This is a genomic window from Kitasatospora sp. NBC_00240 (genome assembly GCF_026342405.1).
In the GTDB taxonomy this organism is placed as follows: Bacteria; Actinomycetota; Actinomycetes; order Streptomycetales; family Streptomycetaceae; genus Kitasatospora.
The window spans coordinates 129,471-141,791 of the sequence record NZ_JAPEMU010000004.1; the positions used below are offsets into that span (position 1 = coordinate 129,471).

A 12,321-nucleotide genomic window follows, 5' to 3' on the forward strand; every position below is an offset into this window, starting at 1 on the left:
CGGCTTCCCTGCCAATGTGCGGATGAGGTGACTGGGGCGGGGCCGGGGGCGGGTGCGATGCGACCAGGGCTGATCCCGGGCGCCGGTTCCTGTCGGAGGTGTGGGTGACGGGGTGAGGAGGCCGGCCTGGGTACATGGCGAAATCCGGCGGTTCGGGGCGTCCTGTGAGGGACGCCCCGAACCACCGGAGCTGTTGTGCGGGTGTGGCGTTCCGCTCGGACGGATCGGGGTCCGCGCGCCTACGTGATCCCTCGTTCACGGGAGGTTTGCGGAACCGCCGCTCGGGCGCGTCGGGCCATGAGGATGCTCCTGAATCCCTACCAGCTGTACACCTGGAAGGACCAGAGCGAGTAGCCGTAGGAGGTGCCGCGGGTGGTGCCGTTCATCCGGATGTAGCGGCCGGAGCCGGTGAGGCCGGTGAGGTCGTCGGTGCCGCCGTCGCCGGTGGTGGTCGAGAAGATGGTGGTCCAGGTGCTTCCGTCGTTGGAGGTCTGGATCTGGTAGGCCTTTCCGTAGGCGGCCTCCCAGGTCAGCTTGACCTCCTTGACGGACTTGGTACTGCCGAGGTCGACCTGCAGCCACTGCGGGTCGGAGTAGGCGCTGGCCCAGCGGGTCGCGGGGTTGCCGTCGGTGGCGAGAGTGGCGCCGAGGGTGCCGGCCTCGGTGGAGAAGGCGGTGGTCGGCCGGCCCAGAGCCAGGTCGCTGCCGGTGACGGTCCAGGTGAAGGTGGCGAAGCCGGAGGCGCCGGTGGTGTCGGTGGCGGTCACGGTGACACTGGCGGAGCCGACGCTGACCGGGGTGCCGGTGATCTGGCCGGTGGCGGAGTTGATGGTCAGGCCGGCGGGCAGGCCGGTGGCGGTGTAGGTGAGGGTCTGGCCGGCGGCGGAGTCGGTGGCGCTGACCTGGACCGGGCTGATGACGGTGCCGGGATTCGTGCTTCGGGCGCCGGGGTTGGTGACGGTGACGGTGTTGCCGGTTTCGGTGGTCCAGATGCCGGTGATGTCGGTGGCGGTCGCGGCGTTGCCTGCGTGGCTGGTCAGGCCGGCCAGGTCCTCCAGGGTGCGCAGCATGTTGTAGTGGTTGTAGGTGGTGGCGGTGGAGCTGCCGGGGGTGACATTTGCGCCGTAGAAGACGGTCGGGATTCGGTTGCCGGAGAGGCGATTGTCTTCGTCGAAGGTGACGACGAGCAGGCTGTTGTGGGCCTTGGCCCAGGTCGCGTAGGCGCCCAGGTTGTTCTGGATCCAGCTGTCGCCGGTGCCGACCGAGCAGTCGTGCATGTCGTTGCAGAGGTCCGGGACGACGAAGGAGACCTTCGGCAGTGAGGCGAAGTCGGTGGTCGGGAACTGGGTCATGGTCTTCGCCGTGCTGGTTGGCACGTTGTTGAAGCCGAACCACGGGTTGTGCTTCTGTGCGTAGTCGCCGCTGCTGCACACGGTCGACCCCTGGCTGGGCAGGCCCTCGTTGTAGCTTGCCCAGGTCTTGCCGGCGGCGATCAGTTCGGAGGCCAGGTTCGGCGCGGACATCGAGCCGACGGACACGCAGCTGTCGTCGGTGCGGCCCTGGTTGGAGCCCGAGAACAGCTGGTAGTAGTTGGGTTCGCTGGGGTGGGTGATGCCGTACGACTGGGTGAGGCTGGCCCCACCGGCCTTGAGGGTGTTGTTGATGTACGGCGCGCTGGCGCTGTCGACGACCTGCGAATAGGCGTGGTTCTCCATCACCACGACCACGATGTGGTCCGGGGCCGGAAGGGTTGCAGCCTGGGCGGTGCCGCCGGTGGCGGCCCAGGCGCCGAGCGATCCGGCGGAGAGGGCCACCGCGCTCGCGAGGGCGGTGAAGGTGCGCCGGGTGGGCTTCGGGGGCCGAACGGTAGTCACGTCCGCGAACTCCTCGGAAAGGCGAATGATGTTTCCATCCTTCGTAATGAGCACCCCTGAATGTAAGGCGTCGAAGGGAAACACCATGCGAATCTGCCATTTCCAAAGAAAACGTAAGTCGTACACGCTCCCATGAATTCGTACTGATCCTGGGACGCGGGGAAGATTCTCGCCGAGAAAAATCTGCCACTTGTATATCCACAGCTCAGAAGGTCTCGCCGCATGCGGCGAGACCTCGCGACATGAACAGTGATCCTCGTATTCGGCGCACGCACCGAATACTTGGAACGGATCTGTGCCTTCCAGATTGCCAAGGCATCTGCGATGGCTGTTTGATCGGCCGCCCCGAAGGTTCCTGGCCGTCCGGTAGCGGGACATTCGGTGGCTTCTCACGGGTCAGGGCCGGCGGCGTGAGAGACGGCGTGAGGAGCCAGCTGGTGCCCGGCTGCCGACGCACCGAACTCCGGTGGTTCGCGGATGCCTCGGAAGGCCACCCCTGAACCACCGGAGCCGGTGCGCGGCCCGTTCGGACGGCTTCCCGCCCGCAGACCTATGCGCTCACTTGGTCACCCATCACGGGATCCTGCAGGAGCTGCTGATCCGACAACTGGGGTGCCGGAATCGTCCCGCTACCAGCTGTACACCTGGAAGGACCAGAGCGAGTAGCCGTAGGAGGTGAGGGCGCGGGTGGTGCCGTTCATCCGGATGTAGCGGCCGGAGCCGGTGAGGCCGGTGAGGTCGTCGGTGCCGCCGTCGCCGGTGGTGGTGGTGTAGATGGTGGTCCAGGTGGTTCCGTCGTTGGAGGTCTGGATCTGGTAGGCCTTGCCGTAGGCGGCCTCCCAGGTCAGCTTGACCTCCTTGACGGACTGGGTGGTGCCGAGGTCGACCTGCAGCCACTGCGGGTCGGAGTGGGCGCTGGCCCAGCGGGTTGCGGGTTTGCCGTCGGTGGCGAGGGCGGCGCCGAGGGTGCTGACCTCGGTGGAGAAGGCGGTGGTCGGCCGGCCCTGGGCGAGGTCGGTGCCGGTGACGGTCCAGGTGAAGACGGCGAAGCCGGAGGCGCCGGTGGTGTCGGTGGCGGTGACGGTGACCGTGGCGGTGCCGACGCTGACCGGGGTGCCGGTGATCTGGCCGGTGGTGGAGTTGACGGTCAGGCCGGTGGGCAGACCGGTGGCGGTGTAGGTGAGGGTCTGGCCGGCGGCGGAGTCGGTGGCGCTGACCTGGAGCGGGGTGATGGCGGTGCCGGGGTTCGTGCTTCGGGCGCCGGGGTTGGTGACGGTGACGGTGTTGGCGGCGGTGCCGCCGACGGCGGTCAGGGTGAGGGTCTGGGCGTTGGCGGGGCGGGTGTCGGAGCCGGTTCCGGCGTTGTCCCAGTTCCGCTGGGGGGAGGTCAGGACGGACTGGGTGCCCTGGTTGGTGAGGCTCAGCGCGAGGCCGCTGTAGCGGTTGACGAGCCGGACGGCGCCGGTCGGGGTGGAGGCGCCGCTGGGGTCGGGCGTGGTGCGGGTGGCCTGGACGGACCACTGCTGGCCGATGCCGGCGGGGGTGCTGAGGGAACCGAGGGTGACGGCGGCGCCCCAGGCGCGGCCGGCGTTGCCGGTGCCGACGCCCAGTGCCTGGCCGGAGGCGGAGTTGGTGATGGTGTAGAAGCCGTCACCGGTGGCGGTGAACCTCCACTGCTGGGAGGGGGCGGTGCCGCTGGTCACCAGGCTGCTGCCGCTCTGGTCGAGGTAGCGGCCGTTGCCCGCGGCGATCTGGTAGGTCCGGCCGGTGTCCACCGGGGACGGCAGGTCGGAGCTGGTGCGGGGCGCGACGGTGATCTCCCGCGAGCTGCTCCCGCAGTCGGTGTGGCAGTAGGAGCGGAACGTCTTGCCGAGGACGGTGTTGTCGGTCTTGTTGCCGGAGTCGACCAGCCACCGGTACCAGGAGGCGTTCTCGGTGCCGGGGACGAGGCCCATGTCGGTCCACTTCTGGGTGGCCAGGTCGTCGGTGGAGTAGAAGTGCAGGGGGGTGAAGTTGCGGGTGTTCTGGGCGATGTTGTTCTGCGGGGTGCCGATGTACTTGCCCAGGTAGGCGTTCCAGGCGATGTTCATCACGGTGAGCTGCGAGTTGTCCGGCAGGGTGCCGGCGGCGACCTGGGCGGCGGCGCCGCCGGTGCTGGACGGCTTGTAGTCCTCACCCGACGGGATGTAGCCGAGGCCGTTGCCGTCCGCGGGGATGATGTTGCTCTCCGCTCCGCCCACGCCCGGACTCTGCCAGGCGCCGTTGTACCACTTCTTCCAGGAAGAAGCCGCCATCTTCCCCGAGATCGGGGCCCGGGCCACGTGCTGCTCCCAGACGTTGCCGCCGGGGCCGGACTTGGTGACGACGCGGGTGGCGTAGTAGACGTAGAAGTAGCCGGAGGCGTAGTCGACGAACAGGCGCTGGTCGCCGTCGCCGTAGTAGTAGGTCTGGTTCGGGAACGCCGCGGTGTCGTTCCTGGTGGTGCTGTAGGGCGAGGTGAGGGCGTGGTCCTGGATGGTCCAGGTGGAGCCGTGGTCCTTGGAGACGGCGGAGTCGATGGCGTCGAAGTGGAGGCCGTCGCCGAAGGGCGATCCGGTGAACTCGTTGTGGACCAGGCCGTACCACCAGCCGGTGTCGGGGTCGACCCACACCCCCACCAGGTCGCAGTAGTTGGGCTGGGAGTAGGTGGTGCCCGGCGCGGTGGCGGTGGCGGTCAGGCCGGTGGGACTGTTGTTGCACCGCGAGGTGGTGTCGCTGTTGTCGGGGGTGTTGCTGATCGGGTCGAGCGTGGCGCTGTCGTAGTTCGCGCCCGAGTAGAAGTTCCAGTACCGGGGGCCGGTGCCGTACTGCGCCAAGGCGTTCTGGAAGTAGAACTTCCCGTCGGCGTCGGTGTAGCCCGAGCTCGGGGAGTCGTCGCCCTGGCTGAAGGAGATGCTGTTGCCCGCGGTGAGGATGACGCCGGGCTGGGGTGCGGCGGCGGAGCCCCACTTCTGGGAGGTCTGCGCGGGGTCGCAGGGGGCGAGACCGATCCGGGCGTTGTTGGCGACGGATCCCTTGACGGCGAGGCACTTGCCGGACTTGGCACTGTAGATGGTGCCGTCGGGCAGGTACTTGAACCTCTGCTGGGGTGCGCCGGCGTTGCAGTCGTAGAGCTGGACGAGCGCGTTGTCCGCGTTGGAGCCGCCGGTGACGTCCAGGCACTTGGTGGTGCTGCCGACGGTGACGGTGAGGCTGCCGTTGTCCTGCCAGGTCCAGTTCTGCGCGCTGGCGCCGTTGCAGGTGAACAGCTGGACGATTGCGCCGTTGGCGGTGCTGAAGTCGGCGTCGTCCAGGCACTTGCCGCCGATGGTGACGGTGCCGGGGGCGCTGGCCGCGTCGGCGGCGGGGGTGATGGTCACGGCCGCGGCCGCGGCCACCGCCAGGGAGAGGGCGGCGGCGACGCCGGCCCGTCCCGCGGTCATTCTTCGGTACATGGCAATCTCCGTACCTCGTGGGGGGGTGGGTGGTGCGCTGAGCGCCGTGGGGGGTGCGCTCAGACCTTGATGTGGGCGACCAGTTGGTCGATGAAGGAGGCCCACTCAAGCCTGGTGGAGGGCTTGCCCTCGATGCCGGGCCGGGTCTGCCAGGGCAGGGGGCCGGTCTCGCGGCGGTACTCGACGCCGATCGCCTCCAGCCTGGGCAGGTGCGCGGCGAGGCGGGTGCGGAAGTCGTCGAAGTCGCGTTCGCCGGTGCTCCACAGCGCTTCCGCGACGGCGCACAGCCGGGGGAAGGCGTAGTAGTCGACGGTGCGCGGGGAGTCCATGTGCTCGGTCCAGATGTTGGCCTGGCCGCCGAGGACGTGTGCCGCCTCGTGCGCGGAGAGACCGGAGGGGACGGGCTCGAAGGAGTAGGCGTCCTGGAGGGTCAGGGGGACGGCGAAGGGGATCGGCTCGTCGGGGTGCTCGGACTGGCGGTAGTCGAGGTAGACCTGGTCGTCCGGGCAGGAGACGACGTCGTGGCCCCGGCGGGCGGCGGTCCGTGCTCCGGTCATCCCGCGCCAGGAGGCGACCGCCGTGCCGGGCGGGACCGGGCCCTCCAGGAGGTCGTCCCAGCCGAAAACGCGGCGCCCTCGGGAGGCGAGGTGTTCTCCCAGCCGGCCGATGAACCAGGACTGCAGCCCGTTCTCGTCCGCCAGCCCCCGCTGCCGCATCAACTCCTGGGTGCGGGGGTCGGTGCGCCACTGGTCCTTGGGGCACTCGTCGCCGCCGATGCCGATGAACCGGCTGGGGAAGAGGTCGGTGATCTCGTCCAGGACGTCGCAGTAGAACGCGACCGTGCTCTCCTCGGTGTTGAGGACGTTCGGGTTGACGCCCCACCGGGTGTGGACCTCCAGCGGCTCGCCGCCGACGCCGAGCGCCGGATAGGCGGCGATGGCGGCCTGGGAGTGTCCGGGGACGTCGATCTCCGGCACCACGGTGACGTGCCGGTCGGCGGCGTAGGCGACGATCTCGCGGATGTCGTCCTGGGTGTAGAAGCCGCCGTGGGGACGGCTGTCACCCGGGGCGTCCTCCTGCGCCCCGAGTTGGGACTCCCTGCGCCAGGAGCCGACCTCGGTCAGGCGGGGGTGGCGACGGATCTCGACCCGCCAGCCCTGATCGTCCGTCAGGTGCAGGTGCAGGGTGTTGAGACGGTGCATCGCGAGCAGGTCGACGAACCGCAGCAGGTCCTGCTTGGGCATGAAGTGCCGCGCCACGTCGAGCATCGCGCCGCGCCAGCGGAACCTCGGTGCGTCCTGCACCGTCACGGCCGGCACCGCCCACCGCTGCCCGGAGGCCCGGGAGCGGCGGTGGACCGCCGGCGGCAGCAGTTGGAGCAGGGCCTGGCAGCCGTAGAAGACGCCCGCCTGGGAGCCGCCCTCGATGAGCACGCACTCGGTGGTGGCGGTGAGGCGGTACGCCTCCTGCCCGAGGTCCGCGCGAAGCCCCAGGCGGATCGGCCGCCGGGCGACGGGGCTGATGGGAAGGGGAAGGCCGGTGGCGGGACGCAGTGCGGACTGGAGCCACAGGGCGCTGGGGGTGAGGTGATCGCCGGCGGCGATGGTGGTGGACGCGTCGAGGAGGAACTCGCCTTCGCCGGTCCGGAGCGAGGCGGGGCGGGGCAGCAGCATGGGGTGGGTTCAGCCTTTCACGGCGCCGGCGGAGACGCCGGAGACGAGCTTGCGCTGGATGATCAGGAAGAACACGACGACCGGGAGCGAGAAGATGACGGAGCCGGCCATCTGGCCGCCGAAGTCGGTGCCGGTGATCGGGGTGCTGAAGGAGGCGAGCCACACCGGGAGGGTGTACTGGTCCTGGTCCTTCATGAAGGTGTAGGCGATGAGGTAGTCGTTCCAGGCCGCGATGAAGGCGAAGATGCTGGAGGCGACGACACCCGGGGCGACGAGCGGGAAGAGGATCTTGTACAGGATCTGCCAGGTGGAGGCGCCGTCGATACGGGCGGCTTCCTCGATCTCCACGGGGACGGCGATGAAGAAGCCCCGCATCACCCAGATGGAGAAGGGCAGGACGACGGCGACGTACGCGAGGATCAGGCCCGCGTAGGTGCCCAGCAGCCCGACCTGGTTGAACACCAGGAAGGTCGGGATCAGCAGGGCGGAGCCGGGCAGCATCTGGACGACCAGGATCGCCACCATGATGGCGCGCCTGCCCCGGAACCTGAACCTGGACAGCGCGGCGGCCGCGAAGATCCCCAGCACGACGGCCAGCAGCACGGTGCCGCCCACGACGATCAGGCTGTTCCACAGGTTGCGGTAGAACGTGGTCTGGTTGATCGCCGCGTCGAAGTTCGCCAGCGTCGGGGACTTCGGGAGGAACAACGGGGTGGATGTCATCGCCTCGGAGCGGGGCTTGAAGGCGGTGTTGACCATCCAGTAGACGGGGAAGACCCACACGAGGCAGAACGCGACGGCGATCGTGTTGGCGAGCGCGCCGCCCTTGGGACTGCCGGCCCGGCTGCGGCGAAAGCGGTTGTTCACAGGTCCTCCCCGGAGCGCAGCAGGTTGCGGATGTAGAGGGCGGTGATCGCCACGAGGATGGCGGTGGTGATGACCGACAGGGCGGCGCCCTGGCCGATCTTGAAGCCGACGAAGGCGGTCCGGTAGGCGAAGATCCCCAGCGTGGTGGTCGCGGAGTCGGGGCCTCCGGCGGAGACGAGCCAGATCTGGTTGAAGACGTTGAAGTCCCAGATCACCGACAGCAGTGAGACGAGCATCAGGGTGGGGCGCAGGAAGGGCAGGGTGATGGACCACCAGACCCGGAGTTCTCCGGCGCCGTCGAGGCGGGCGGCCTCCTGGAGTTCCAGGGGCAGTTGGGTCAGTGCCGCGTACAGGGTGAGGGCGATGAAGGGGACGGCCTGCCAGACGATCAGCAGCCAGATCGACAGGTACGCCAGGAACGGGTCGTTGGCCCAGTCGGTGTCGGTCAGGTCGCCGAAGAGGCCGGCCTGGGTGAGCAGCCAGTTGACGACGCCGTAGCCGGGCTGGAAGAGCCACTTCCACACCAGGGAGGACGCCACGGTGGGCATCGCCCAGGCGAAGATCAGGACGATCGTCACCGTCATGCGCATGGCGGTGGTGAGGCGGGTGAGGAGTTGGGCGACGGCCGTGCCCACCGCGACGCTCCCGGCCACCATGGCGGCGGTGAACAGGACGCTGCGCAGCAGGGCCTGCCAGAACTGCGGGTCTTCGAGCAGCGCGGTGTACTGCTGCAGGCCGACCTGGTGGTAGGTGCCGGTGAACAGGGAGCGCTGGTTGTAGTCGGTGAAGGAGGTGTAGATCAGGAAGACGATGGGCGCGGCGGTGACGGTGATCATCACCAGGCCCGCGGGGGACAGCAGCCACCACGGGGCCCAGGAGGGGCGACGGCGGGGCGGGGTGTGCGGGCGGGGCCTGCTGGTGCGGCTCGTGCCCGCCAGGGATGGGGTTGTCATGGGTGTTCTCTTGTCCGGTCGGCGTAGGGCGTGCCGCACCGTTCGCCTCGTGCGCCCGGCGGTAACGGTGAGGCACGGCCCAGGGCGGGAGGGGGCGCCCCTGGGTCGTCGGGGCGCCCGAGGACGCTACTGACCGGCGTTCAGCGCCTTGGTCGCCGTGGCGTCGAAGGCACTCGCGGCGTCCCGGGTGCTCTTGCTCCCGGAGGCCACCGCGGCGAAGAGGTTGTTGATGTCCTTGTTGGCCTCCAGCTGCGCCCAGTTGGCGTTGGCGGGGGTGGCCTTGGAGCTGAGGGCCGCGTCGAAGAAGCCCTTCTTCAGCTCGCCGACGGAGGCCATGGCGGCCTTGATGCCCTCGATGCTGTTGGGGATGAAGCCCTCGTGGCCGACGACCCACTTGCTCTGGATCTCGGGACTGGCGGCGATCTTCGTCCACTGCAGGGCGAGGTCGGCGTTGGCGCTGCGGGCGGCGATGCCCCAGTCCGAGCCGCCGAGCATGACGGGCTGGGCCTTGCCGGACTTGCCGGGCAGCGGGAAGGTGCCGAGGTCGGAGTCGGTGAGGTTGGGGTTGGCCTTCTGGATGCGTCCGATGAACCCGCTGGTGGCGATGATCGCCGAGGCCTTGCCGTCGGCGAAGACCTGGACCTGGTCGGGGGTGGTGGTGTCGACGGTCCGCGAGGCGGCGGTGGAGAACTGGTTCTGGAAGGCCTTGAAGTCGGCGAGGCCGGCCTGTGCCGCGTCGGCGCCGAAGCCCGCGGTCCACTTCGATCCCGCCTCGGCGGCTATGTCGCCGCCCGCGTCCCAGATGAACTGCATGCCCGCGTACCAGTTCTGGCCGGGGAGGTAGAGCGGGGAGAAGTCGGTGCCGGGGTTGGCGGCCTTGACCTTGGCGAGGTCGTCGGTCAGCTCGGTGAAGGTGGTCGGGGCCTTGTCGATGCCTGCCTTGGCCCACATGGTCTTGTTGTAGATCACCGCGCGGGCGCCGGCGAAGCCGGGGACGGCGTAGAGCTTGCCGTCGACGGTCGCGGGGGCGACCAGGCCCGACAGCCAGGTCTGACCCTGCCTCAGGTCGGCGCCGTAGGGGGTGAGGTCCTTGAGGCCGCCGTTGGCGGCGAAGCTGGCGACCTGGGTGTTGCCGAGGTCCAGCACGTCCGGCGGGTTCGAGGTGGCCAGCGCGGTGGTGACCTTCGTGGTGATCCCGTCCCAGGCCTGGACCTGGACATCGACCTTGGCGCCGGTCTGCTGGGTGAACGTGTCGTTGATCGCCTTGAGCGACTGCTCCGAGTAGTCGCCGTCCATCACCCACAGGGTGAGGGTCTTGCCCTCACCCTTCGCGGTGGCGACGGCCTGCGGAGAAGTGGCCGCGGAGGGCGCCGTGCCGGCGGCCGAGCAGGCGCTCAGGGCGACGGTGACGGCCAGCGCGAGGACGGTGGCGGCAGCGCTTGATCTGTGGTTCATCGGATTTCCTAGCAGTATGTCCGGCGAGTAGGATCACCGGACTGTTGGGTAGTACTCACGGGTGTCTGGGTCGAGCCGGTGCACGCGGTTGCAGCCGCGGTGTCGCCGGGTGGTCTCGACCCAGAGATCAGTGGGTCCGCTCGGAGTTCAGAGGATGCCGAGCTGCGCGGCGAGCACTTGGCAGGCCCCGCCGAGCAGGACCAGGTCGTCGTCCCCGGCCAGCGACCGGATGGTCAGTGACGCGCCGATCGGGGCGAGGGTGCGTGTCTGCACCGTCTCGACGGCCGCGTCCAGTAACGGGCCGTCGATCAGGTCGGCGGGCCCGGTCAGGACGATCTCGTTCAGGTTCAGCGCGCAGGCGATCGGGGCGAGCACCGTACCCAGCGCCTGCCCGGCGGCGGCCAGGATCGCGTCGCGCTCACCGCCCGCTGCTGCGGCCAGGCGCCCGCGCAGGTGCCCGGCGTCGATCATCGGGTCCAGGCAGCCCCGGCGACCGCAGACACACGGCTCGCCGTCGACGTCGACCGTGAGGTGCCCGATCTCGCCGGCCGCGAACTGCTCCCCCTCCACCAACTCGCCGCCCACGACCAGGCCGGCACCGACACCGTGCTCATTGGCGATCACCATCAGGTTCTGCGCCTCGGTGCCCCGGAAGTGCAGCACCGCGAGGGCCGCCGTGTTGACGTCGTTGGCGACGTAGGCCGGGACGCCGAAACGCTCGGTGAGCCGGCGGGCCATCGCCAGGTCGTGCCACTCCAGGTGGGCGGCCTGCCGGACGGTACCCGTGTCGTCCACGATGCCGGGCGAACCCACGCCGATCCCCAGGACCCGGCGAGGGGCACGCTGAAGCAGGTCCGCGACCAACTGGATCACGTGGTCGTAAGCGGCGTCCCCGAGAGCGCCGCCGATGGCCACCTGCGACCGCTCGACGATCTCGCCCCGCAGGTTCGTCACCGCCCCCCGGAAGTAGTCACCGTGCGACAGGTCGAGCACCACCAGGTTCACCGCGTCGTCCTGGATCTCCACCAGCATCGAGGGCTTCCCCCGGCGCCGACCGCCCTCCTGGCGGGGCACGACGTCCGCGACCAGGCCGTCCGCCTCCAGATCCGCGACCAACGCGGACACTGTCGGCGCGGTCAGGCTCGACACCCGCGACAGGTCCGCGCGGCTCATCGCACCATCGCGGTAGAGCGTCGCCAGGAGGAGCGAGCGGTTGTGCGCCCGACTGTCCTGGGTCTGCGCCTTGGTCCGCCCCGCCCGCCGGCGCCGCGTCGGCGGCAGGTCGAACAGGCCTCGCGGCGGGCGGCGGCCCGCGACCGGGGGGGTGTGGACGGACTCAGTCACGGCGACGCTCCTTCCTGCTCCAGCCACCTGAAGTTATCTCTAAGGCGGCTTTACTTAAGATGCTTTGAATAATCAGCCTGCGGCCCAATGCCTGTCAAGGGACCGAAACTCGGCGGTGGTAACGATTTCGCACACCCCGCCGAGGGGCTGAATCCAACCCGAGGGAGACAGGCAACGCAGCGCCTGGCGCGGTCCACCCGTCCGACGACGCACTTCGGCGACCGCCCCGGTCGCGGCGGCGGCCCTCCGGAGGCGGCATCTACTCGGGGTGTTCGTCGGGTGCGTCGGACCGGCGGCGCCAGACGGTCGCGAGCGGTGTGGGCAGGATCAGGATTCGGCGGCATCCTGCGGCGATGAGCACCTGGTACGCCAGCCGGACACGGCGCCGCTCGCTGGAGAAGACCCAGGGCCCCGGTATCAGCAGCACCCGGTGCGAGCCGTCCATCACCGCATGGACGAGCGCCTCGAACTGGGGCCCGGGCCGTGGGCCGTGGGCGCGCGCGAGCTCGTCGACGTAGAGCGCCGGGGCCGGCAGGCCCAGGCGGGCGGCGAAACGCCGAAGGGTCTCACGGTGCACGTCCACCGCCGTCGCGCCGGGCGAAGAGCGGCGGCGCAGGTAGGCCGCGGGCTGCAGAAGGGCGGACGTGTCAGACATGTGCATGTGCATCTGGGCGACCTCCGG

The 12,321-nt window shown here is 69.6% G+C and carries 8 protein-coding genes and 1 pseudogene; all 9 read right to left on the reverse strand.

All coding sequences use genetic code 11. The features are described from left to right. Window positions 1–317 precede the first annotated feature (317 nt). Entirely contained in the window at window positions 318–1,001 is a 684-nt protein-coding gene (locus OG689_RS43635; RefSeq protein ID WP_266329168.1) for a discoidin domain-containing protein, read from the reverse strand. Continuing rightward, a pseudogene (locus tag OG689_RS43640) lies at window positions 987–1,874 on the reverse strand (alkaline phosphatase family protein); the annotation flags it as partial. The pseudogene OG689_RS43640 and the gene OG689_RS43635, both read right to left, overlap by 15 nt. Before the next feature lie 629 nt (window positions 1,875–2,503). Further along, window positions 2,504–5,347 carry an RICIN domain-containing protein gene (locus tag OG689_RS43645; RefSeq protein WP_266329117.1) on the reverse strand — a complete coding sequence of 948 codons (2,844 nt, stop codon included), beginning with the start codon at window positions 5,345–5,347 and terminating at the stop codon, window positions 2,504–2,506. Window positions 5,348–5,406: 59 nt separating this feature from the next. Continuing rightward, entirely contained in the window at window positions 5,407–7,020 is a 1,614-nt protein-coding gene (locus OG689_RS43650) for a beta-N-acetylhexosaminidase (RefSeq protein ID WP_266329118.1), read from the reverse strand. A 9-nt stretch (window positions 7,021–7,029) separates the two neighbouring features. After that, on the reverse strand, window positions 7,030–7,887 hold the full coding sequence (locus OG689_RS43655) for a carbohydrate ABC transporter permease (RefSeq protein WP_266329119.1): 858 nt from the start codon (window positions 7,885–7,887) through the stop codon (window positions 7,030–7,032). After that, complete coding sequence (locus OG689_RS43660) at window positions 7,884–8,840, reverse strand: carbohydrate ABC transporter permease (protein WP_266329120.1); 957 nt, start codon at window positions 8,838–8,840, stop codon at window positions 7,884–7,886. The genes OG689_RS43655 and OG689_RS43660 overlap by 4 nt, the downstream gene beginning before the upstream one ends. Window positions 8,841–8,966: 126 nt before the next feature. Continuing rightward, entirely contained in the window at window positions 8,967–10,295 is a 1,329-nt protein-coding gene (locus tag OG689_RS43665; protein ID WP_266329121.1) for an extracellular solute-binding protein, read from the reverse strand. A 147-nt stretch (window positions 10,296–10,442) separates the two neighbouring features. Next, window positions 10,443–11,639, reverse strand: a complete 1,197-nt coding sequence (locus OG689_RS43670; protein WP_266329122.1) for an ROK family transcriptional regulator — start codon at window positions 11,637–11,639, stop codon at window positions 10,443–10,445. A gap of 259 nt (window positions 11,640–11,898) precedes the next feature. Then, a complete protein-coding gene (locus OG689_RS43675; protein ID WP_266329123.1) occupies window positions 11,899–12,294 on the reverse strand; it encodes a hypothetical protein in 396 nt (131 codons plus the stop codon). Between the last annotated feature and the right edge of the window lie 27 nt (window positions 12,295–12,321).